Here is a 24,333-nt window from a genome sequence, read left to right as displayed (position 1 = left end):
ATCAACGCTCGGAATTAAGGAAAGGTACGATTGGTATTCATTGCAACGAGAGTCATAACTCTGATTGCTGAAATAATAAACGCCCGCTATACAAGCAGGCACACTGGCTTAATGGTAGTGATTTTCTTTGCTGTCAGCAACCAACTCATGGGTTGGAAGTCGCATAAACCATGTGAGAAGAATAACAAGTACACAAATTAGGAAAGCCTTGACCCAAATGATAGGGGCAAAGTAGATGGATAACGCAAAACTCAACAAGATAAAGAATACGCCACGCGTTTTAACTTGTTTGGTGACGGCACCGTGTTGATACCAATTGTTCAGCAAAGGACCCAGCGTTTTGTGCTCATGCATCCATTTATGAACTTTCGGATTGCTTCGCATGAAGCATGCGCTGGCAAGAAGGAGAAAAGGAGTGGTTGGCAGAACGGGCAAAACTATCCCTAGAACTGCGAGAAATATACAAAGGCTACCAGCAATATTGAGGCTTAAAACTCGAACGCTAATTGTGGCCTCCTTGAGTTAGCTATCACCAATCGGCGACGACAGCTTAACTAGAATGTTGCGTAACCATTGAATACACGGATCAACGTAAGTGTTGCTGGTAGCAATGGAATCATTAAAAATGCGGCTAAAAATCCTAAAAAGTAGAATACATTAAACGGGTCTTGAAAGTCTTTGTTATCTGCCATGATTGCTTCTTGTTTTTGTTAGTGAAGGTAAGTATCCGGCGAACCAAACCCGCTTTGCTAAATCGACATTTAACAAAAAAGGCATAGCCACACCATTTGCGCAACTATACCTTAATCAATTATTCACAAAAACCGAGGAAATATAGGGTTAATCAGTAGACCCTTGGTGTATGTCTAAACTAAGACTTGCCGCTCCAAGTAGGCTCAACGACAGTTGGCAGCCCTGTTCGATCGGAAGGTCCCGCGTAATAAAGTTCTTCTTGCAGTTCTCACCCAAGCGCTCACCTGCTGCAATATATTGATTCAATTCACCATTCGACCATTGCCCGTCTAGACCCGCAGGCAAAATGGAGATGGTTCCCTCGGCAAGGTCAGCAACACCAAACAAGGCATTCACTGGGGTGGAGCATTTAGAGCAACGAATCCCCTTCTCTAAGATTTCAGCAATATCTTTGAGATCAACATTAAAATCTTTTCTGTTTCTTATGTAATCGTGGAACAGCGCTCTCACTAACAATGTTGTCGCGGAGCCGCCATTATCAGACGACGATGAATCGACGAGGTAAAAAGCAAACTGCCCGTTCATCATCCACGCATAGTCAAACACAAGTGGCATCATCTCTGTTGATTGCAGTAACCGGTAACTGCAACGCCATGAGCCTTGTCGCGTATCTTTCTCTGGAAGCAGCGCATGCAGTAAGTCTTTTGCTGCGCTTGGGTTATCTTGAAGGTAATTCAGGTGCCAATGCAGTTCTTGGTCTTCAGGGATCTCTCCCCCATCATCCACACAGAACCATTGGCTCGAAAAATCTCGTTGGTCTGAAATGTTATCAAACGAATCTGTCAATGTATTCGCAATCGCACTTCCTAGGTGACGGTGATCCTCTAACGGCTTCGCCAAGAAGTCTTTAATACCAAATCGCAAGGCTTTCGCCACGTCAGACATATCATCAGTGCCAGACACAACGATCATAGGCAGTGACGGGTACTCTAAACTGAGCTCTTCCACAAGCTCTATGCCATCAAGTATTGGCATTGATAAGTCACACACAATCAAATCTGGCGCTGAGTCTCTAAGTTTCTGCAAAGCGTCCAGTCCATTTTCAGCCTCAACCACTTTATAACCGACCTTGTCTAGGTACGCGCTGGTTATACGGCGAAAAATAGGATCATCATCAACCAACATCACGCATTTTTGGTTAATTACTTCCTGAGCCGAGGTCATTACTGGCTGACTGTGAGTTTTGTACATAATCTATAACCTCACAAAACTAAGTCGAATTATTATTGTTATCTGTTCTAAGAACTAATATAAAACTTAGTAATAAAATGCTAAATACACAAATTTGCACTCTTTACTGGTAATTCGTGACGAGGGTTGGAATACTTGTAAATAGTGCAACGAGTTGACGTAACGCAAACATTGATCTCACTGTTACGTATAAATTAGATGAGATTGTAAACAAATGTGTCTGGATTTATGAAATTAGATGATTTAAACCTCTTTCGACTCGTCGTTGAAAATGGGAGCTACACCGCAACATCGCGCAAGACTATGATTCCGGTTGCGACCATCACACGACGCATCCAAGCCTTAGAAGATTCTTTGAACCTTAGGCTTCTCAATAGACACGCGCGTAAACTTTCTTTAACAGAGGCAGGCGAACGTTTCTTCAATGAATGCTCTCCGCTGTTGCAACGTCTCTCTTCTACTGCAGAAGAGTTAACTGACGTGTGCAAAGGCGCTTCCGGTAAGATTCGTATTACGGCACCCTCAAACCTGACCAAGCGCATGATGATGCCAATGTTCAGTGAATTCATGATTCAATACCCTGATATCAATATTGAGCTGATGATGAACAACCAAGCGGATCAGCTGGATCCAACGGAGTGGGACGTAATTTTCCGAGTCGGCCCTCAGCGTGATTCAAGCCTAATCGCTCGAAAAATCAGTGAAGTCAAAGATATTCTTATCGCGAGCCCTGAGTACTTAGCGAAGAACCCAGCTCCAAGCCATGCTGAAGAGCTAGCGAACCATTCGCTACTCAAAGGCTACCCGCTGATTAAGTGGCAGCTGAGTAATTCGAATGAAGAGACGGTGGTGAATAGCGAGAAAGGCCGTTTCAACGCCAATGCGCTTAATGTCGTAAGACAAGCGTGCTCAGAAGGCCTAGGTATCACCCTGATGCCTGACGTGATGATTCGTGAATACATTGAAGATGGCAGCTTAGTGCAAGTCTTAGAAGACTGGAGCGCTAACCCTCGTGATATTTACATGCTTTATAACCACAAAGACCATCTACCAGAGAAAGTGAGATTGTTTATTGATTTTGTGATCGCATACCACATTCATTAAGGTCAATCCCCTTCTCTATAAACAAAAAACCAGAGCCGATGCTCTGGTTTTTTATTTTCTGTATCGCTAGCGAAACTCTGTATGACTAACGAAACGCTAGTTAAGCGCCTTCGTTGTGTAACTCTAAGTTAGCAAGATCTTGTTGAATCTCACGCTGAACCTTTGAGTCGTCATTACGCAAAGAGTCTAGGAAATCTAGGTACACTTGGTCGATATCGCCCGTTACATACTCGCCGTTAAATACAGAAGTATCAAAACGAGAGATGTCTTGATTGCCCATGCCCACTGCAGAAATCAGATCTGGTAGCGTTTGGAAAATCAAGGCGTCTGCGCCAATCTGCTTACAAATCGTTTCGTTATCACGACCATGAGCAATCAACTCTGTCGCGCTCGGCATATCAATGCCGTAAACGTTAGGGAAGCGAACCTCTGGAGCAGCTGAAACCATGAAGACCTTATTTGCGCCAGAATCACGAGCCATCTCAATGATCTGCTCTGATGTTGTGCCGCGAACGATAGAATCGTCAACCAGAAGAACGTTCTTACCTTTAAACTCAGAGCGAATTGCGTTGAGCTTACGGCGAACCGACTTCTTACGTTGTTGCTGACCTGGCATGATGAATGTGCGGCCAACATAGCGGTTTTTCACGAAACCTTGACGGTATGGCTTATTGATCGCTTGAGCGATTCGTAGCGCAATATCGTTTGATGTTTCAGGGATTGGAATAACTACATCAATGTCTAAGTCTGCGTACTCTTCTTTAATACGCATACCAAGCATCTCACCCATCTCAACGCGTGCGCTGTAAACCGAGATTTTGTCGATGAATGAATCTGGGCGTGCAAAGTATACAAACTCAAAGATACATGGGTTTAGTTGTGGGTTGTCTGCACATTGCTTAGTGAAAAGCTCACCGTCAAACGTTGCGTAGATAGCTTCACCTGGTGCTACGTCGCGCATGAAGTCGAAACCAACAGCATCGAGTGCTACCGATTCAGACGCAACCATGTACTCTGTTTTACCTTGAACTTCACGCTTACCAAGACACAATGGACGAATACCATGTGGGTCACGGAATGCGATCATACCGTGGCCGATGATCATCGCCGTTACGGCGTAAGCACCACGAATTGTACGATGCACATTTGCCACAGCGCGGAAAACGTCATCTGAAGTTACGTTACCTTTAACAGTATCGATCTCATGAGCTAATACGTTCAGTAGAACTTCAGAGTCAGAGGTTGTGTTTACATGACGACGGTCTTTTTCGAACAACTTCTCACGAACTTCGTTTGCGTTCGTCAGGTTACCGTTGTGCGCCAACGTAATGCCAAAAGGAGAGTTTACGTAGAAAGGCTGAGCTTCAGACGCACTTGAACTACCCGCAGTAGGATAACGAACATGGCCAATACCAACTTCACCTTGTAGGCGCTGCATGTGTTTTGCTTCAAAAACATCTTTTACTAAACCGTTCGCCTTACGCAGACGGAAACGATTGCTTTCTATGGTACAAATACCAGCGGCATCTTGGCCACGATGCTGCAATACCGTTAAAGCGTCATAAATAGACTGGTTTACAGGTGTTGAACCCACGATTCCAACAATACCACACATGTCCTAATCCTCGATTTTTCGACATTAACTGGCGCTAGAGCGCGCCAGATAAGAAACTAGATGTTGCTTGTAAATGCTCGAAGAACGGCGCAATGATTCGACTAAATTCTGGAACCAATTGCGAATTCTTCCACCACTCAGAACTTGGGAATGCAGTAAACGCATCCATGAAAAACAACACTGCTGACACAATCAGAACACCACGTAAGCCACCAAAGACGACACCGAGGATTCTGTCTGTACCTGACAGGCCTGTTTTCTGAACTAGTTGACCGATGACATAGTTAACTAAGGCACCCACAACTAACGTTGCAACAAACAATGCTGCTATCGCAGTTCCGTTTCGAAACATCTCATCTTCGATATTGGTGAAGTACATCGCTAATTTAGCGTAGTACTGGCTAGCAATAAAAAATGCTCCAAACCAAATAACGAGTGACAAGGCTTCTTTAGCGAAACCACGAACTAAACTGATCACGGCAGAGAAGCCGATCACGCCTAAAATGACAAAATCTAACCAATTCATGAATTCTTCATCTTAAGTTGGCGCGCATTTTAACAGAAAAAATGCTGACGCAAACGTTTTCTTATGGATTTAACGGTTTAAATTTGAGCAACTGGCCTTTTGAACCCGTAATTTTTTCTAATTCCTTAATTTGTCGCTCAAGTTTGGATTTAGAGACATCCGGGCCAATAATTACTCGCGTAAAAGTTTTTTCTTGCTTGGTGTGAGCCTGATAACCGCGCTTTTGCAGATCCTTAACAACGTTTTTTGCGTTGTCAGCATTCTTCAAAGCCATCAATTGAATAATCCAAGCACTGTCTTGGTATTCATTTTTTTCAGGTACCGGCTTAACCACAACTGCCACTTTGTCTGCTTCTTTATCATTAGAAGAAGACGCGGTTTGCGTGTTTGAATTATCAGTACGACCACTTTCAACCACTTGCTCAACCGGAGAATCCGGTAGCGCTATCTGATCTTCAACGGGATCGAGTACTTCAAACACTTCAACATTACTATCAAGCTCAGGCTTAATTGGAATGCTTGCAAACTCTTCTTTGTAGTGGAGCTTCTTACCATCTAGTACATCGGGCAATACAATCACGCCAATGGCCACTAAAATGATGGTGCCGACTAACCGGCTTTGGAATTTACTTGCCATTTAGTTTCCTTTTTTCTGCCAATGCTCCAACACTTCACCCACTGTATGGAAAGAACCGACAACCAACACAACATCGTCACCTTTAACAGAAGCTAAAGCCGCTTCAAAAGCTGTGACAGGGTTTGAATGCTGCTCTACGCCTTCGGGTAGGCCTTGACACAATTCAGCAGCTGTCGCTGCGCGTGGCCCTTGCAATGAAGCTGGATACCAATGAGTTGTGATTGGCGCTAATACTTCCAATGTCGCGGGGATATCTTTGTCATGAAGCATGGCGACTACAACGTGTAAATTTTTGCCTGCATACTTCTTCGCGACTTGCTGCGCAAAGTACTCAGCAGAATGCGGGTTGTGCGCCACATCAAGCACAATCACGGGTTGTTCGCTAATTTGCTGCATACGACCTGGAAGCTGCGCATTCTTCATGCCGTTAACCACGTTCACGTCGCTAATACTAAGCTCTGATGTGCCCAATGCCATCAACGCTGTTGCAGCGTTAGGTAACGGCAGGCTTGGAATAGGTAGTGATTCTAGTTGGAATGCACCACTGCGCCAGTTCCACGTATCACCGTCAACATCATAAGTGTATTGAATACCGACTTGGTAGAACTCAGCCTTAATGTCATCAGCGTGCGCTGCAACCGTAGCCGGTGGCTTGGGTTGACCACAGATAGCGGGTTTACCGCTACGATAAATGCCCGCTTTCTCAAAACCAATCACATTGATGTCATCACCTAGCCAGTCAACATGGTCGACAGCCAAACTAGTAATCACAGAAACATCATGCTCAACGATATTGGTCGCGTCTAAACGCCCGCCTAAACCCACTTCTAAAAGCACAACATCAACCGCTTCAGTTTGAAATGCACGTAACGCCGCTAAAGTGCCATATTCGAAAAAACTCAGGCTGATTTCGCCACGCTCTTTCTCAATGAAATCGAAAGACTGAACCATCTTTTCATCAGATAGATCTTGGCCGTTGATACGAACACGTTCGTTATAGCGAATTAAGTGAGGAGAGCTGTAGACACCAACTGAGTAACCAGCGTCCAATAGAATCGCTTCCATCAGTGCACATGTTGAGCCTTTGCCATTGGTTCCGGCAACAGTAATAACATGTTGAGCAGGTTTGGTGAGGTTTGCCTTAGAGGCGACGGCCTGAACTCGGTCTAATCCAAGATCAATAGCGCTTGTGTGGATGTTTGATAAATAATCAAGCCACATCTCCAAAGAGGATGTGGCTTGAGGAATAGGTTGTTGACTCATCTAACTCATAACCATAATTAAGTTGGTTTGTTAGAAGGTACTTTACCCTTTTTCTGGCGCTTCTGGTACTTCATAAGTAGCTTCATTCGGTGAATCGTTCACAGAAACTACTAATGGTGAAGGCTGGTTGGTCATTTTAGCAACAAGGCTTGCAACGCGCTGACGCATCTCACGACGGTCAACAATCATGTCGATAGCACCGTGGTCTAGTAGGAACTCACTGCGTTGGAAACCTTCAGGAAGGTCTTCACGTACCGTTTGTTCGATTACACGACGTCCAGCAAAACCGATCAGTGCTTTTGGTTCACCAATATTGATATCGCCAAGCATTGCCAAACTTGCAGAAACACCACCCATTGTTGGATCAGTCATAACTGAAACAAACGGTAGGCCTTTCGCAGATAAACGCTCAAGCGCAGCACTGGTTTTCGCCATTTGCATTAGAGACATCAATGCCTCTTGCATACGAGCACCACCACTTGCAGAGAAACACACTAAACCACAGTTGTTCTCGATAGCAGCATCTACCGCTTTCACGAAACGAGCACCAACAACAGAACCCATTGAGCCGCCCATGAATGAGAATTCAAAAGCACACGCTACGATAGGTAAACCCAATAGTTCGCCTTTCATTGCAACTAATGCGTCTGTTTCACCACTGTTCTTTTGAGCAGCAGAGATACGTTCTTTGTAACGCTTAGAGTCTTTAAACTTCAGCTTGTCTTGTGGCTCAAGATCAGCACCTAGTTCAACACGCTCACCTTTGTCTAGGAATGTATCCAGACGACGACGTGCTTTCATGCGCATGTGATGGTCACATTTTGGACATACTTCTAGGTTACGCTCTAGTTCAGCATGGTACAGAACCTGCTCACAAGAAGTACATTTCGTCCAAACACCCTCAGGGATAGACGCTTTACGAGATGTTACGATGTTGCTTTTTTCTAAAATCTTTTCAAGCCAACTCATGGAAGACCTTTTTGTTTCGATTCTTCCGCTTGATTGCGAAAGAAATAAATTTGGGAATTATGCGTGGGAATTAAAGCACATAAAACAGCGACTGTAGATAAAAAACTGGTTGTACCTATTTTCTGGGACTATCTTACGCACTAAACCGTAATAATTTTTGAACCTAAGTCTCACATTTAGTTCAAATTATCCGGTAAAAATAGAGGACCAATTGGCTCTCGTGGTAGCTCAAAATGTTCAGGATAATCAACATCCACCAGATACAAACCTTCCGCTTTTGCAGTTGCGCCGGCTACTTTTCGATCTTTAGCTTCTAAAAGCCACTGGATCCACTCTGGTTTCTGCTCACCTTTACCTACGGCAATAAGGCTACCCGTAATATTCCTCACCATGTGGTGAACAAACGCATTCGCTTTAATATCGATCACAATGTAGTGTCCATGACGAGTCACGTTCAAGTGAATCATGTTTCTCCATGGGCTACGAGATTGACAGTGTGTTGCCCTGAACGAAGTGAAGTCATTCTCACCAAGTAAGTACTGACCCGCTTCATGCATTTTTTTCTCATCAAGATGACCATGATAATGGCTCACACCTGAATTCAAAATGCCTGGGCGTAGTGCATGGTTAAAGATAATGTAGCGATAACGGCGGGCAGTAGCCGAGAAACGAGCATGGAAATCCTCATTCACTTCTGTCGCCCAACGAACCGCAATATCTTTTGGCATGTTGGCATTCGCGCCCATTGTCCATGCCACCATTTTACGATCGACATTAGTTTCAAAGTGAACGACTTGTCCCGTACCGTGAACACCGGCATCTGTACGACCTGCGCACATAACTTCTACAGGGTGATTCGCGACAACTGAAAGAGCCTTTTCCAATTCTTCTTGGACACTTTTCACGTCTCGTTGGCGCTGCCAACCAAAGTAGTGGGTACCGTTATATTCAATACCTAAAGCAATTTTCATGTTCTTGTTCTCTTTGAAAATGGGCGAGAAGTATATACGGAAATCAGTGCTAGCCCAAATAGGATGGGGCTAAAACTTCAATAAACAATCAGCATCGACCGAGACGATGCTGTTGAAAAACCAAATGAAACGATAGCGCTCTGTATCGCCTTAAAATAAAGGGTAGCCAACGCTACCCTTTCTGATTTGTAAATTTATCGACCGTTTAACGTATCGATAAGATTTTTTGCCTCTCGACGAATATCATCGCTGCCGTCAACGATTGCCTCTTCTAGAAGCTTAATTGCCCCTTGCGAGTCACTCATCTCGATGTAGATTTTGGCCAAATCAAGCTTACCCGCAGCTTCTGCATTGCTGTCGACATCATAATTGCCAATATCACCGATAACATCAGGGAATTCGTTAAGACCCACATCCAGTTTAAGCTCTTCATCGTCTGGATTAATGACTTCTTCACCTTCTTGCTCGACTTGAGCCATTAGCTCATCAATCGTCATGTACTGCTTATCACGACTGTTGCCTGATTCGGTTAGATTGTCTTGTTCAGCCCAATTCTCTTCTTTGATTTTCGGTTCAGCTTGCTGTTCAGCCGATGCCCAAATCTCTTGTTGGTCATCAGGCACATCATTATGCATGCTAGATTGTTGTTCTGGCGCTAGGTTAAAGCCTTTCCAGTCTTCGCCGCCGACTTCAAGCATGGCGTCAATATCTAACCCTGCGCTATCAATCGAAGTTGCGTCCAATGGCTTATCGAACATGTTGTCGACAGAGTCTTGAACATCTTCAGAAAGCAACTCAGCTAATGCTGTCTCATCAAAGTCATCAAAGCCTTCTAGTGGCTCGTCTTGAACCGCTGCAGGCGTTGAGTTTGGCTCTGAAGCCGCGCTCAGTGATTGTTCTGGCTGTGCAAAACCAGCCGGTTCAGAGTCTTCAGCATTCGAGAAATCATCAGCCTGACTATAGCTCTGCGGATTTGAGAACAGATCATGCAACGCATCTTGCTCTTCGCCTTGTGGGCTGAAAGAAGTCAGTGGTGTTGGCTTATCAGCAAACGCATCAGAGATGGCTTCATCTTCACCATATTCCGGTAAATCAAACTCATCGAACTCTACGCCTTGGGCTTCCGCCACCGGCTCGGCATTGCTTTGCTCAATATCATCTAAAACAGAGTCTGCTTTTGCGCTTTCTTCATCGTACTCCGGAAGATCAAGGTCATCGAACTCGAACTTCTCTGTGTCAGGCGCTAAGTCTTGCTCTAACTGTGCTTCATCTGGTTCACTCACCACTTCCGCTAACGCATCGTCTTCACCAAACTCTGGTAGTTCGAAGTCATCAAGCGAGAATTCTTCTTCGCTTTCTGGTTTCGCAGTTTCAACTTGTGGTGCAGCATCTAACTGAGGCTCAGCGGTAGGTTGCGATTCAACACTTGATTGAGAGTCTATAGCAGGCGTTGCTGGCTCTGTTGTTGATTCAGCATCAGCTTCCGCTAGTGCGTCTTCTTCACTAAACTCTGGTAAGTCGAAATCATCAAACGAAAACTCTTCGTCGTCTTGCGCCTGAGCTATAACTTGGGCTTCAGTTTGAGGCTCAACACTTGGTTGAGCATCAATAGCTGGCGTTACTGGTTCTGGTGTTGATTCAGCATCAGCTTCCGCTAGTGCATCTTCTTCATTAAACTCTGGCAATTCGAAGTCATCAAACGAGAATTCTTCTTCGCCTTCTTGTCCTAGAACTTCAGCTTGTTCTGCTACTTCCGCTTGTGGTGTAGCTTCAACTTTCGGTTCAGCGACAGGTGTCACTAGCTCTGGTGTTACGTCAGTTTCCGCTAATGCTTCTGGTTCAGACGCCTCATCTTCAATCAGCCAATCATCGTCTTCTGGCACACCAAATTCATTTGGAATGATCTCTGGCATGTTTGCAGCACGAACTGGCTCTGGCTCTGGCTCTGGCAAGGATTCAACGACATCTTCAAGCTGATCGCTACCTTGGATTTTCGGTTCAAAGTCAAAATCAGAGGTAACGTTAGCTGGCGACTCTACATCGTCGATAGCCTCAGCTAGCCAGTCTTCAACCGTCTCTTCATCATCTTCAGAGATATCATTTAAAGAGGATGGCGAAGCTTGCTCTTGTACGTCGGCTTCTTTCGGCTCTGGTTCTTGTTGTGCGGTTTCTTCTTTAACTCGCTCTTCAAAATCTGGTTTATCAAAATCAGAATTCTCAGATAACAGCGAGTCGATATCCAATTTATCATCCTCCACCGATGATGCGGTTTCTTGCGCTGATACTTCGTTGCTGTTTGAAAGAGGCGCTTGCTCTGATTCAACCGTATTTTCAATTGATGGTTCAACAGGCTCTTCTATTGCTGACAACAAATCATTGTCATCAGAAGTCATTAACTCATCAATCAACGCTTCGTCTGTTGTTTCTAGCGAGTCATCAAGCAAAGCATCCGTTGCTGGTGCAACACCGAACAAATCATCGATAAAACCATCACGATTAAAGGCTTCATCATTTTCTGGCTTAACGTCAGCGCTGTCTTGAATCAGTTCCGAATCTAACGATTCATCAGTAACGACTTCAGGTTGTAGTGTTTCACTAATGTCCGGATCTTGCTCAGGCTCACCTTCAGAGGTTAACGGAGTAAGCTCAACGTCTGAGTCCTTTTCAGGCTCCTCATTGGCGTTGTCCAAACCAAAGGCTGCGTCTAACTCTTTATCAAACGTCTTATCTTCAGATTCAAGCTCGTCTTCAATGCCACTTGTCAGTAAGTCATCAAATGGGTCTAGAGATTCTGATTTTGATGCATCCGCTAAAAGCTCATCATCTGACAATTCACTATCAAGGAAATCATCCAATAAGTCGGTACTTTCGGCGTCGAGTTCGAAATCATCGTCGTCAGAGTCACCTATTAATTCATCCAAGGTTTCCGTGCTGTCTTCTGCGATGTTGAGGTCATCATCGGTCGATAAACCAGAAAGCTCTTCAAGCTCAGACAGAGAATCAAAGCCAAGAGGTTCGCTTTCAGACTCATCATCCGAATCGTCCCCTAGCATCTCATCAAGAAGGTCTGTCGAGTTACTTAGGTCTACGTCATCGCCTGCCAGTTGCTCATCAAGCAGATCAACGCTGTCTTGAGGTTCTTCATTTACGATGGGCTTATCGAACTGAGACAGAATGTTTTCGATATCATCATCAGACGCCAAACCACTGTTTAGGTTAGTGGCAATCTCATCGTCGCTATCGAGGTTGAAAGGGTCATTCGCTTGATCGTTCTGAGCAGCAACTTGGGCAAAGATGTCATCAATATCATCATTCGCTGTCGGTGAAGCTGGCTCAGGGGACTGTTGTTCAGAGATTAGAGCATCAATATCAAAATCGTCATTGCTCAAATCAACAGGCTTAGTCTCACTTTGTTGCTCAGAGATAAGCGCATCGATGTCAAAATCATCGCTTGCTGGTGTTTCAGTGCTAGAAGGCGAATCACTTTGCTCTTCCGAAATCAGAGCATCAATATCGAAGCTGTCGTCATCTTCGTCATCAAGAGCAAACAGATCATCTAATAAAGATTGGTCTAGCTCGTTGGAACCGAGATCTTCAGTTTCAGACTCTTGAGATAGTAAAGCTTCAATGTCATCAGCAGACATTGCGTTATCATCAGAAAGATCAAAGTCGACATCATCAGTATCGACGGCGCTTTCCGCTGTTTTGTCTAGCGCACGTTCCATCTCTTCAAGGCCAAGCGCTTTCTCTTCGCCATTAACACTAATGCCGTTGCTGCTGTCTAAATCTAGATCGTCGAAGTTGGTGTCTAAATCACCGTTTTCGCCAATGCTAGCAAATGGGTCATCGTCTTCACCATCTAGATTGAAATCGAGATCAGATTCATCTAAACCAGCAAAGACATCATCCTCTTCGGCTAGCGCTTGATCGTCAAACAGCTTGTTGGCGTCATCTTCCGTACCAAACAAGTCATCATCTAAAGACAGCTCGTTAAGGTCGTCCATCTCGTCGCCCAATGTAATAGGTGCAACGGTACTTGGTTCTGGCTGGAGCGGTTGTTCTTGAGTCGTCCGCTGTTGCTCATCATTTTTAGAACGACGGCCTAACAGCATCACAACGATCAAACCAATGAGCAGACCTGGAATAATCGCAAGAGCCGCCACTAACCAACCATTCGATAACAGTTCGTCCATGACACTTGGTGCCATCTTTTCAATTTCGGCGTTCTTTCTGCGCTCTTCATCAAGCAGCTTTTCCACTTCGCTACGAATGCGGTCTTCATCACTGAGCTCTGTTTTTAGCTCATCCACTTCCGATTGAACATTCGATAACATCAAACGAAGTTGGTGATTTTTCTCTTCAAGTGACAGCAGTTCAGTTTCTGAAAGCTCTAGCTGCTTCTCTAACTTGTTCATCTCTTGGGTTGGTGCAGATTGAGCTAGAGATGATTGAGTTGGAGACAATGGCTTTTTAGCAGTTTCAGTAGTGCTTACTTGCTTAGCAGGAGTAACATTTTTTGCATCAGAACTCGGCGCTTTGGGTTTTGAAGCGACAGGCTTACTTGCAGGAGCATCAAGCTTAGCAAGATGTGAGTTCATGATGTTGATAGCTTGCTGCGTCGAGCTTGCACGTGCTTGCTCTAAAGAAGGCACGCGTAGATTGCTCGCAGGCAGCAGGCTATGGATATTCTGGTTTTCAAACGCTTGTGGGTTTAAGCGATAAATAGCCAACAGAGTTTGTTGGACTGAAACGGAGTTATCAGGGCGTAACTTTGAGGCAATAGACCACAATGTTTCTGAGCCGCGAGTTGGACCATAGAAACGTGAAGGCTCAGCGCTATTTGATTGCGCTCTTTGAAGTGGTTCTGAAAACGTAGGCGCTGATTGTATCTGGCCATTAGGCCCTACAACTCGAATGGAATCTGCACGAACAACGGAAATCTGAGTCGCAATGATAAAGGCAAAAGGCATTAACCACGGCTTGAAAATTTGAAACATAAAAGGCTCAGCTAGGTGCTTAAATTCGGAAAAGTGATGATCTATTAAATATATCGGATAAATGACGTAAAACTATAGAGATGAAAACAAAAAATGTGTTGCAGCAACAATATTCGCAGCAATTTCACACAATTTGACTAACAATATTTTTAATCGATTAAAAAAGCCCCACTAAAGAGTGAGGCTTTTCTATCAAAGCAATAAAGCTTAGAAGTAATCGCGAATCAGAACTTCAGCGATTTGAACTGCGTTTGTTGCTGCGCCTTTACGAACGTTATCAGCGACAACCCACATGTTTACGCCACTGTGATGGCTGATGTCGTTACGAATACGACCAACCATTACGTGGTCTTTACCACCTGCATCACGAACTTGAGTTGGGAAGTCTAGCGCTTGGAATACTTCAACACCTTCTGTGTTCTCTAGAAGCTGAACCACTTGCTCTGCACCGATTGGTGCGCGAGTTTCAATGTGTAGAGATTCTGCGTGACCGTAAAATACTGGTACGCGGACACAAGTCGGGTTCACTGTGATTGAAGAGTCAGCAAAGATTTTTTGAGTTTCCCAAACCATCTTCATCTCTTCACGCGTGTAGCCGTTCTCTGTAAATTCATCGATTTGAGGAATACAGTTGAAAGCGATTTGTTGTGAGAACGCTGAGTTTTCAGCTGGCATACCGTTAAGAAGCTTAGCCGTTTGACCCGCTAGCTCATCGATACCTGGCTTACCTGCACCAGACACAGATTGGTAAGTTGAAACGTTAATACGCTCAAGGCCCACTTCATCGTGAATTGGTTTTAGCGCTACTACCATTTGGATAGTCGAGCAGTTAGGGTTCGCGATGATGTTACGGTTACGGAACTCAGCAATCGCTTCAGGGTTCACTTCAGGCACAACCAGAGGAACATCGTATTCGTAACGGAAGCGTGATGTGTTATCGATGACAACCACACCTTCATCAGCCGCAATTGGAGCCCAACGCTCTGAAAGCTCGCTACCTGCAGAGAAAAACGCAATATGTACTTGAGACCAATCGAAGTCTTCTACGTTTTGTACTTGTATTGTTTTGCCGTTAAAACGGGAAGTTTTGCCTTCACTACGTTCACTTGCTAGTAAGTGCATTTCACCGACAGGGAATTTACGCTCTTTAAGTACTTCAAGAATGGTTTCACCAACCGCACCAGTCGCACCTAAAATAGCAATATTAAATTCTTGGCTCATTGTTTCTCTCTTTTATAAAGTTGGCTTTACCATAAAACCGAGTTTAGATAACGGCGTTAAATTACAAGATTCGTCGCCCGTTAACTCGACTGCACTGTACTCTCTGCGGTCCCAATATTCTTTACGCATCTTGTCAAAAGAACCCGGCGTAACGATATTGCGACGGAATAAGGCGTCGTCTTTGCGCACATCATAGATCAACTGAGTCAAATTGTGCAGTGTTGCTTCATCCCAAGCTCTATCTAATTTCATTTGAGGTACAGGCGCTGTCGGCAATAAGTCACTTGCATACGCACGCTGTTCAGTACCTAAAAATTCACAATAACTGTTGAAGATCATCGTGGTACCACGCGCTTTACCTTCTAAACCGTAGCCCGCTACGTGAGGCGTTGCAAAAGCGAGTAACGGAAGAAGCTCAAAGTCGACTTCAGGTTCAAACTCAAACACATCAAGCACTGCAGTGAAACCATCGGCTTTTTGCAGGCGAGCTTTTAGCGCTTGGTTATCAACCACAGGACCGCGAGCTGCATTAATCAGGATTTGATCAGCACGTAAGTTGTTCAGCACTTGCTCACTGATCAAGTGATGCGTTGGATACTGACCCGTCTTAGTGATTGGCGTGTGTAATGTAATAACGTCTGATTGTTCAAGCAAAGTCTCTAACTCAGTAAATTCGCGAGTATCACCCTCTTGCTGTTTTAGAGGGTCGTTCAGCAGAACTTTGATACCAATACCTTCAAGGCACTTCGCTAAGTAACTGCCCACTTGACCACAGCCGATAATACCAACCGTTTTATCAAAAACAGAAAAGCCTTGTTGCTGCGCAAGCACCATCATCGCACTGAACGCGTACTCAGCAACACCCACCTTGTTACAACCAGGTGCCGCAGTAAAGAAAATGCCACGCTCTTTCATCAACTCTTGGTCAACGTGATCCATGCCAGCCGTCGCAGTACCAACAAACTTCAGCTTATTGGCTTTGCTGATCAATGACTCGTTTACCTTGGTAACAGAGCGAATCATCAATGCGTCTACGTCAACTAGGTCGTCAGCTGTTAATGTGCGACCAGACTTCATTGTCACTTCCCCTAGCTGGCTAAAAAGCGCTTCAGCGTAAGGCATATTTTCGTCGATTAAGATTTTCATTTGGCGAGTACTTTTGTTGGGGTCTATCGACCTAAATGTGAATTGAAATGATTGTGCAAAATTCCACACACGGTGTCGAGTAGCAATTGGAATACATTATAAATAAAGGGCTGAATCACCTAACCTTGGCAGACAAGAACCGAAACCAGAGTGAACACCCAAGATCAAACGGCTAAAACGAAAAATGCCCGATTGAATAAACAATCGGGCAAACATCCAGAACAAAAGGATCCTATCTCGCTCTCCAGGAGACAGAGTCTTGCGTCTGTTCAACCAGTACTAACCAAAGTCAGTACTGGTCAAGCTCTGGAAACCTTTCAATCTCTAAACCCAGATTTAAAAACTATGTTCAAAAAACACGTTTACCAACCTGCGTCTAAAAACTTTGTTCTGATGGTCATTATTACTGGGTGACCTGTGCGTGTTGAATCGGCACTAGCGCAACCCTTTAACGATTAACCTTGTCTCTGTAACTCAAGCTTAAGTTAAGCTTGGTACTTTTTGATTACTAGCGTTGCGTTCGTACCGCCGAAACCAAAACTGTTAGACATAACTGTAGTTAGCTCTTGATCACGAGCTTCAGTTACGATGTCTAGGCCAGCAGCAGCTTCGTCTAGGTTCGAAACGTTAATGCTTGGAGCGATAAAGCCGTTATCTAGCATTAGCGTTGAGTAAATAGCTTCGTGTACGCCAGCAGCACCTAGAGCGTGACCTGTCATCGCTTTAGTTGCTGAGATTGCTGGGCTGTTGCCACCGCCATTGCCTTGAGAGAAAACTTCTTGGATAGCGCCTAGCTCTTTAACGTCGCCAACTGGAGTTGAAGTACCGTGAGTGTTCACGTAATCAACGCCATCAACGTTTTGCATCGCCATCTTCATACAACGAACCGCACCTTCACCAGAAGGAGCAACCATGTCGTAGCCATCTGAAGTTGCGCCGTAGCCTACGATTTCACCGTAGATTTTTGCGCCACGAGCAACAGCGTGCTCAAGCTCTTCGATAACTAACATGCCGCCGCCACCAGAGATAACGAAACCATCACGGTCTGCATCGTAGGTACGAGAAGCCAGCTCTGGCGTGTCGTTGTACTTAGTAGAAAGTGCGCCCATTGCGTCGAACATCATAGTCAGAGACCAATCCAGTTCTTCACCGCCACCAGCGAATACAACGTCTTGCTTACCAAGTTGGATAAGCTCCATTGCGTGACCAATACAGTGTGCAGATGTCGCACATGCAGAGCTCATAGAGTAGTTCACACCACGGATTTTGAAAGGAGTTGCTAGACAAGCAGAAACCGTAGAAGCCATTGTACGTGGAACCATGTATGGACCAACGCGCTTCACGCCTTTCTCACGGATGATGTCTACCGCGTTTACTTGGTTTAGAGATGAAGCACCACCTGAACCCGCAACGATACCCGTGCGGTCATTAGATACTTGATCTTCAGTTAAGCCAGAATCAGCAATTGCTTGCTCCATTGAAAGATAAGCGAATGCCGCTGCATCACCCATAAAGCGCATTTTTTTGCGATCGATATGGTCAGCAGGGTTCATTTTTAGGTTACCCCATACTTGAGAGCGCAAGCCATTTTCCTTGAACTGCTCTGAAGCGGTAATACCAGATTTACCCTCTTTCAGTGATGCTAAAACTTCTTCGACGTTGTTACCGATACTTGAAACAATACCCATACCGGTGATTACGACTCGTTTCATGTGACATTCCTATAATTCTAAATTCAGCTAGATGATAACTAAGAAGCCTAACAAAAGTGGTCAGCTTTCCTAGAAATTCGTACAATCCCTACCAACATATCGCTTCAAATCACAAAATGATAGATTTTATGACTTCAATTACTAATGCAGAACTGGAATGGAATGAGTCTGGCACGCCAGTTTCAGACCAATTTGACGACGTTTACTTCTCCAATGTTAACGGTTTAGAAGAAACTCGCTACGTCTTTTTAAAGCAAAACCACCTTCCAGAGCGTTGGCTTGAACATGAACAACGCCGCTTTGTGATTGCTGAAACCGGCTTTGGCACAGGTTTGAACTTTCTTGCAGTTTGGCAATGGTTCGATGCTTTTCTTAAAGATAACCCACAAGCGATGACCAAAGAGTTACATTTCATCAGTTTTGAAAAATATCCTTTAAATAAAGAGGATCTGATCAAAGCACACCAATCGTGGCCAGAATTAGCCGAGTATGCGACGCAACTCCAAGAACACTACCCTATTGCTCTACCTGAATGTCACCGCATTGTGCTGGGCGACGGTGCAATCACGCTTGATTTGTGGTTTGGCGATATTAAAGATTGCATGCCCAACGTACCAACCCCGCGTGAAGGTTTGGTTGATGCTTGGTTCTTAGACGGTTTTGCTCCGAGCAAGAACCCAGAGATGTGGAATCAAAACCTATTCAACGGCATGGCTAAGCTCGCTAAGCAAGATTGTAGCTGCGCCACCTTCACCGCTGCTGGCTTTGTTCGCCGTGGCTTAATTGAAGCTGGCTTTGAAATGAAAAAGGTCAAAGGCTTTGGTACTAAGCGAGAAATGATCGCCGGCCGACTTGGCGAAAAGCACGCTCACACCAACATCAAACCTTGGTATGGCCTCGCTCAACACACTGAATCCCAAGACATTGCGATCATTGGTGGTGGTGTCGCCAGTGCTGCATTAGCCAAAACGCTAAGCCGTCGTGGCAAAAATATCACCCTTTATTGTGAACATCCACAAGCTGCGGGCAATGCCTCAGGTAACAACCAAGGTGCGATTTACCCGCTATTAAGCGAAGCGACCTCGAACGTGTCTCGCGTGTTTGGCCCGGGATTACTGTTTGCTCGTCAATTTATTAATCAAGCGGCTCAGTCTATTCAATTTGATCACAGTTGGTGTGGCGTGAACATCTTGATGTGGGATCAAGGCTCCACTAAAAAGCTCAACCGCATGTTGGAAGGCAACTTCCACACCGACCTGATTCAGCGTTTATCGCCAGAGCAAGCCAACGAAAAGATTGGCTTACCCGTCGATAAAGAGAGTGTTTACTTTCCGCTGGGTGGTTGGCTAAGCCCTCTGCAACTGACTCAAGGCTTGATTAGCAAGTTAGAAGAGAACAACCAAGTAAGCGCGCACTATCAACATCAAGTAACGCAACTTGAGTGGCTCGAAGCTGAACAACAATGGATACTGACGATGGATACACCTCAAGGTGAGATTCAAACCAAGCACGACCAAGTGGTTGTCGCGAATGGACACAAGTTCACTCAGTTTGAACAAACTCAGCCAGTACCACTGACTCCGGTTAAAGGCCAAGTGAGCCATATTCCGACCACGGAAAATCTCAGCCAGCTAAAAACCGTGTTGTGCTTTGATGGCTATTTGACGCCACAGAACCCCAACAATGGTCATCACTGTATTGGTGCGAACTACGACAAAACCAATATCGACCAAGAATTTGATATTGAGGTTCAGCAGCACAATGGCGAGCGCCTACATGGGTCACTACCAGACCAAGCATGGACAAAAGATGTCGATACCAGTGACAACTTAGCGCGCCAAGGTATCCGAAGCGTAAGCCGTGACCACCTTCCGTTTGTCGGAAACATTGGTGACTTTGAAGCCATTAAGGAGCAGTACCAAGATCTCCACAACTTCAACCCGCAGCGTGACTCGGTTGAGGATGTAGAAACGGTAACAAGCTTCCCTAACCTTTATTGCTTTATCGGACTGGGTTCACGTGGTTTGAGCTCTGCACCATTATTGGCTGAAGTATTAGCATCACAGATCTGTGGCGATCCGCTGCCCTTGCCTGTTGATGTGCTTGAGGCGATTCACCCAAGTCGAATGTGGGTACGCAGACTGCGTAAAGGTAAGGCATTAACGGCTGGATGGGTTGCTGACAAGCATTCTAAATCAAAGCCGTAGTTTCTAGTTCAGCTAATCTGAATATCTGAAACTAATAAGTTAAAAGCTAAAAAGCCCGAACGACATTGTGTCGCTCGGGCTTTTTGTTATTCGTGTTGATCTAAACTGATGTTCTAAATGGAGCAGTATTTACAGCTTAGCAACCGCGTCTTTAATCTGTAGAGCAATCTCTTCGTTGCTGATAGAACCAGATTCAAAATCAAAGTTATCGTAGAAGCTTGGTACTGAAACTGACGCTTGCACGTTGCCACCGAAGTAAGGTGCAGAACCTGTCGCTGCACCAAGTACCGTTTGTGCGCCACCAGGGCCCGGTGAAGTCGCTAGGTAAACCGCCGGCTTCTCGCCAAACACTGAACGCTCAATACGTGTCGCCCAGTCAAATAGGTTTTTATACGCTGCTGGGTAGTGACCATTGTGTTCTGCGAACGAGATAACAAACGCATCAGCTTCAGCTAGGTCGCGTAGGAATGCTTGAGCACCTTCCGCTTGGCCAATCTCTTTTTCAGTGTCTTCACTGAACATAGGAACATTGTAATCGTTGATGTCTAGGACTTTTACTTCAGCACCTTCAATCAAGTTTGCTGCGTAAGTTGCTAGTGTTTTGTTGATTGAGGTAGAACTTGTGCTTGCGCCAAATGCGATAACTTTCATGATGTGACCTTTCTGTAATTCCGTTAAGTGGGATTAGAATAACGTAGTAAGAAAATGTAACCATCACAAGAAATGAACGGACTCATTCAAAAATTTCGAACGAGTCTCAAATAAACCAGTTCGCTCAGCAAAATGGGAAAGGAAGGGACTGAGCGGATAGTATTAATACATCGAGATTAAGCTTGGTTTTGTAGCTCAACCCAAAGGTCATTAACGATAGTGCGGTCTGCTGGTGTTAGTTCAGAGCGAGCGTCGTCTAGGCTCTGTTCAATACGAGCTTTTACTTCAGCCACATCTTCAATGCCTTCTTCTTCACATGAAGCCACTGAAAGAGAAATATGACCACGTAAGTAACCACCAGCAAACAGTTCATCGTCTGATGCGTTTTCAATGCGAGCATCAATTACTTCAAGTAGTTTTTCTTCAAATTCGATAATCATAATATTCTCTTATTTCACAATAAATTGGCTAGCACATAAAGGTTCTACATCGTAGAAGCTGCGTAATGCTTCAGAGAGCATTTTCACGCGAGGCGGAAAGCCTACTTCAAAGATACCCATAACTTCACTGTGTACTTTATTCATAAAGGCCAAACGATCTGGCTCAAAATCGCCGTGTAGATTGTCACAGCTGACATTAAAAGGAAAGCCTGCACTGGTCGCAATGATCCATTCATACGCTTGTGGGCGAATTTCTACTTTTTCAAACTCAGCTTGAACCGACTCAGTTCGGCCATCAGGCTCATACCAGTAACCAAAATCTTCCAATAAACGACGCTCAGGACCAGCCACACACCAGTGTGCTATCTCGTGAAGTGCTGACGCGTAAAAGCCGCGAGCAAATACGATACGGTGATGAGAAACCTCCCCATCGGCTGGCAGGTAAATAGGCTCGTCCGCTCCCAGTTCTAGCTTGGTATTAAAGCTCTCGAAAAAGGTTTGATTGAAAATGTCGATGATATCTGGGTATTGGTGCGTCATAAGATCAAATTTAAATAAAAAGAACTGGGGCATTTTGCGTTTTTTTAAGCGCTCGGTAAAGCCCTATCACTGGCAATGACATTAGGTTCATCATAATACTTTACGATGACAATCGATTGCTGATCCCAGATTACACCATTTTGAGGTGAATGATTAGTTTAGCTAATCTGAAATGCCTATTCACGGTACAAATATTCATTCGTCAATCAGCGTTTTTACTACTACACTCGCGCTTCATTTTTATATCCCTATGGCCTATAAGACTCCAATTTATAGACCTATATTATAGAGCTACAGCAATGCTACTAAGTGTTTTGTATATCATTGGCATCACGGCAGAAGCCATGACCGGCGCTCTCAGTGCTGGCAAACAAAAAATGGATTGGTTTGGTGTAATGTTGGTTGCGAGTGCAACGGCAATTGGCGGCGGTACAGTACGAGATATCTTACTTGGCCATTACCCTTTAGGTTGGGTTGAAAACCCGCAGTATCTGGCAATCACCTGTATCGCAGGTGTTATTACAACCGGACTGGCTAAATGGGTTATCAAGCTCAAAGGGCTATTCATTCGTTTGGATGCACTAGGGCTTATCGTGTTCAGTATCATTGGTACTAAGGTAGCGATGACCATGGGTCTTCACCCAATGATCTGTATGGTGTCTGCGCTAGTCACCGGTGTCTTTGGTGGTTTGCTGCGCGACCTTATCTGTCGTCAAACACCATTAGTGTTGCATGAAGAGCTATACGCGTCTGTCGCACTTGTCGCTTCAGGTTTGTACCTAGGTTTGCTTGAGCTTGGCATCAACGACGTAACGGCGACAATTGTGACGCTTGTAGTTGGTTACTTGCTGCGCATGGCGGCTGTAAGATTCAAATGGCGTTTGCCTTCGTTCCAGCTTGATCCTGAAAGCTCAGTGCATTAATAGATTAAGAGCCTTTAGCTGCTAGCTGTCTTTAATGACGATAGTCGCTAACCGGACGAATAATCCTGCTAATGTGAAAAAGGGTTGCTTCATTACGAAGCAACCCTTTTTTGTTTCTATCAATTCTATTCTAAATAAAAAGAAGCAGAATTAGATTTTTGGCGTTTCAGTTGTCACACCAAAGTTTTGACCACGGTGACGTAGCAAGTGATCAAGCAATACAATCGCTAACATTGCTTCTGCGATCGGCACCGCACGGATACCAACACATGGATCATGACGACCTTTCGTGATTAGCTGCGTTGCTTCGCCGTCTTTAGTGATCGTGTCACCAGGAACGGTAATGCTTGAGGTTGGTTTAAGCGCGATGCTTGCCACAATATCTTGGCCAGTAGAAATACCACCTAAGATACCGCCAGCATGGTTGCTGCTGAAACCTTCTGGAGTTAATGGATCACGGTGTTCACTACCGCGTTGATTAACCACATCAAAACCATCACCAATCTCAACACCTTTCACCGCATTGATGCTCATTAGAGCGTGCGCGATGTCTGCATCTAGACGGTCAAAGATTGGCTCACCAAGGCCTACAGGCACTTTAGTCGCAACCACTTGAATCTTCGCACCGATCGAGTTGCCTTCTTTTAGCAAGTCACGAATCAGTTGGTCAAATTCCGGTACTTTGTCGGCATCAGGGCAGAAGAAAGCGTTGTTTTCAATCTCGTTCCAATCCACTTTATCAATTGAGATATCACCCATTTGAGAAAGGTAAGCTTGGATTTCAACACCAAATTCTTGTTTTAGGTATTTCTTCGCAATTGCACCTGCCGCTACACGCATTGCAGTTTCACGAGCTGAAGAACGACCACCGCCACGGTAATCACGCACACCGTACTTTTGATGGTACGTATAGTCAGCGTGTCCAGGGCGGAACTTGTCTTTAATTTCGGAATAGTCTTTAGAGCGTTGGTCTGTATTTTCAATTAATAGACCAATAGAAGTGCCCGTAGTTTGGCCTTCAAACACACCTGATAAGATTTTCACTTCATCCGCTTCACGGCGAGCCGTTGTATAACGAGAAGTACCAGGGCGACGACGATCCAAATCTCTTTGAAGGTCTGCTTCGGTAATTTCTAATCCTGGTGGGCACCCATCTACGATACATCCTAGTGCGATACCGTGACTTTCTCCGAACGTGGTCACGCGGAAATGTTGTCCGATACTGTTTCCTGCCATTACTTCCTCTAAATCAGCTATTGAGCAGAAGGTTTGATTCCTAAACCGACTGGCTAATAGCTTTACTTGTCTATTCTTCGTGAATTCATAGTGGCTTTATTAACAAATGATGTAAACCCCAAAAAACGAACAATTTTAACTTTCTATTACATAAGCCGAATGAAACGAATAACAGAAGAAAATGAGTCGCGCTTGAAAAGAAGTGTTTTATGATGTGTAAAATGCAAAAAA

At 44.7% G+C, this 24,333-nt stretch carries 20 protein-coding genes; 3 read left to right on the top strand and 17 right to left on the bottom strand.

What is annotated here, in order from left to right; all coding sequences use genetic code 11:
• Window positions 1-108: 108 nt before the first annotated feature.
• The 3 genes from AB4307_RS12770 to AB4307_RS12760 form a co-directional block, all read right to left on the bottom strand.
• Window positions 109-480, bottom strand: a complete 372-nt coding sequence (locus tag AB4307_RS12770) for a YbaN family protein (protein ID WP_372132079.1) — start codon at window positions 478-480, stop codon at window positions 109-111.
• A gap of 74 nt (window positions 481-554) precedes the next feature.
• The gene (locus AB4307_RS12765) at window positions 555-692 is read right to left on the bottom strand and encodes a hypothetical protein (protein WP_017067606.1); all 138 of its coding nucleotides are present in this window, start codon (window positions 690-692) and stop codon (window positions 555-557) included.
• 148 nt (window positions 693-840) lie between these two features.
• The gene (locus tag AB4307_RS12760; RefSeq protein WP_372132017.1) at window positions 841-1,944 is read right to left on the bottom strand and encodes a response regulator; all 1,104 of its coding nucleotides are present in this window, start codon (window positions 1,942-1,944) and stop codon (window positions 841-843) included.
• Window positions 1,945-2,172: 228 nt separating this feature from the next.
• Between AB4307_RS12760 and AB4307_RS12755 the strand changes: the two genes are divergently transcribed.
• Window positions 2,173-3,048: a LysR family transcriptional regulator gene (locus tag AB4307_RS12755; RefSeq protein ID WP_017062344.1), complete on the top strand. Its 876-nt coding sequence runs from the start codon at window positions 2,173-2,175 to the stop codon at window positions 3,046-3,048.
• A 100-nt stretch (window positions 3,049-3,148) separates the two neighbouring features.
• Here AB4307_RS12755 and purF read toward each other — a convergent pair whose 3' ends face one another.
• From purF to fabB, 10 genes are all read right to left on the bottom strand, one after another.
• Window positions 3,149-4,663, bottom strand: a complete 1,515-nt coding sequence (gene purF / locus AB4307_RS12750) for an amidophosphoribosyltransferase (RefSeq protein WP_017062345.1) — start codon at window positions 4,661-4,663, stop codon at window positions 3,149-3,151.
• A 34-nt stretch (window positions 4,664-4,697) separates the two neighbouring features.
• Window positions 4,698-5,189, bottom strand: a complete 492-nt coding sequence (locus tag AB4307_RS12745; RefSeq protein WP_009848678.1) for a CvpA family protein — start codon at window positions 5,187-5,189, stop codon at window positions 4,698-4,700.
• A 61-nt stretch (window positions 5,190-5,250) separates the two neighbouring features.
• Window positions 5,251-5,826: an SPOR domain-containing protein gene (locus AB4307_RS12740; protein ID WP_017063432.1), complete on the bottom strand. Its 576-nt coding sequence runs from the start codon at window positions 5,824-5,826 to the stop codon at window positions 5,251-5,253.
• Complete coding sequence (folC, locus tag AB4307_RS12735; protein WP_372132015.1) at window positions 5,827-7,089, bottom strand: bifunctional tetrahydrofolate synthase/dihydrofolate synthase; 1,263 nt, start codon at window positions 7,087-7,089, stop codon at window positions 5,827-5,829.
• A gap of 42 nt (window positions 7,090-7,131) precedes the next feature.
• Window positions 7,132-8,058 (bottom strand): acetyl-CoA carboxylase, carboxyltransferase subunit beta, encoded by a 927-nt coding sequence (accD, locus tag AB4307_RS12730; RefSeq protein ID WP_017062348.1) that lies wholly within the window; start codon window positions 8,056-8,058, stop codon window positions 7,132-7,134.
• A 176-nt stretch (window positions 8,059-8,234) separates the two neighbouring features.
• Window positions 8,235-9,029 carry a tRNA pseudouridine(38-40) synthase TruA gene (gene truA / locus AB4307_RS12725; protein WP_004734161.1) on the bottom strand — a complete coding sequence of 265 codons (795 nt, stop codon included), beginning with the start codon at window positions 9,027-9,029 and terminating at the stop codon, window positions 8,235-8,237.
• A gap of 194 nt (window positions 9,030-9,223) precedes the next feature.
• Entirely contained in the window at window positions 9,224-14,026 is a 4,803-nt protein-coding gene (locus tag AB4307_RS12720; protein WP_372132013.1) for a FimV/HubP family polar landmark protein, read from the bottom strand.
• A 207-nt stretch (window positions 14,027-14,233) separates the two neighbouring features.
• The gene (locus tag AB4307_RS12715; protein WP_017062350.1) at window positions 14,234-15,247 is read right to left on the bottom strand and encodes an aspartate-semialdehyde dehydrogenase; all 1,014 of its coding nucleotides are present in this window, start codon (window positions 15,245-15,247) and stop codon (window positions 14,234-14,236) included.
• 12 nt (window positions 15,248-15,259) lie between these two features.
• Entirely contained in the window at window positions 15,260-16,393 is a 1,134-nt protein-coding gene (locus tag AB4307_RS12710) for a 4-phosphoerythronate dehydrogenase (RefSeq protein WP_017066628.1), read from the bottom strand.
• Between the two features lie 485 nt (window positions 16,394-16,878).
• Entirely contained in the window at window positions 16,879-18,105 is a 1,227-nt protein-coding gene (gene fabB, locus AB4307_RS12705; protein WP_017070308.1) for a beta-ketoacyl-ACP synthase I, read from the bottom strand.
• A gap of 128 nt (window positions 18,106-18,233) precedes the next feature.
• Between fabB and mnmC the strand changes: the two genes are divergently transcribed.
• On the top strand, window positions 18,234-20,312 hold the full coding sequence (gene mnmC / locus AB4307_RS12700; RefSeq protein WP_206361185.1) for a bifunctional tRNA (5-methylaminomethyl-2-thiouridine)(34)-methyltransferase MnmC2/FAD-dependent 5-carboxymethylaminomethyl-2-thiouridine(34) oxidoreductase MnmC1: 2,079 nt from the start codon (window positions 18,234-18,236) through the stop codon (window positions 20,310-20,312).
• Window positions 20,313-20,441: 129 nt separating this feature from the next.
• Here mnmC and AB4307_RS12695 read toward each other — a convergent pair whose 3' ends face one another.
• The 3 genes from AB4307_RS12695 to AB4307_RS12685 form a co-directional block, all read right to left on the bottom strand.
• The gene (locus AB4307_RS12695; RefSeq protein WP_017070306.1) at window positions 20,442-20,963 is read right to left on the bottom strand and encodes an NADPH-dependent FMN reductase; all 522 of its coding nucleotides are present in this window, start codon (window positions 20,961-20,963) and stop codon (window positions 20,442-20,444) included.
• Window positions 20,964-21,139: 176 nt separating this feature from the next.
• Entirely contained in the window at window positions 21,140-21,403 is a 264-nt protein-coding gene (locus AB4307_RS12690) for a YfcL family protein (RefSeq protein WP_017063425.1), read from the bottom strand.
• Between the two features lie 9 nt (window positions 21,404-21,412).
• Complete coding sequence (locus AB4307_RS12685) at window positions 21,413-21,943, bottom strand: elongation factor P hydroxylase (RefSeq protein ID WP_372132011.1); 531 nt, start codon at window positions 21,941-21,943, stop codon at window positions 21,413-21,415.
• 299 nt (window positions 21,944-22,242) lie between these two features.
• Between AB4307_RS12685 and AB4307_RS12680 the strand changes: the two genes are divergently transcribed.
• Window positions 22,243-22,866 (top strand): trimeric intracellular cation channel family protein, encoded by a 624-nt coding sequence (locus AB4307_RS12680; protein WP_004734183.1) that lies wholly within the window; start codon window positions 22,243-22,245, stop codon window positions 22,864-22,866.
• 150 nt (window positions 22,867-23,016) lie between these two features.
• On the opposite strand, the gene aroC is transcribed toward AB4307_RS12680, so the two are convergent.
• Window positions 23,017-24,102, bottom strand: coding sequence for a chorismate synthase (gene aroC, locus AB4307_RS12675; RefSeq protein ID WP_004734182.1), 1,086 nt, complete (start codon window positions 24,100-24,102; stop codon window positions 23,017-23,019).
• Window positions 24,103-24,333: the final 231 nt, after the last annotated feature.

The organism is Vibrio sp. 10N.261.52.C2, assembly GCF_041471425.1.
Classification (GTDB): domain Bacteria; phylum Pseudomonadota; class Gammaproteobacteria; order Enterobacterales; family Vibrionaceae; genus Vibrio; species Vibrio crassostreae_C.
Note: the sequence above shows the minus strand (reverse complement) of the source record. Positions and strands in the feature narration are given on the sequence as shown.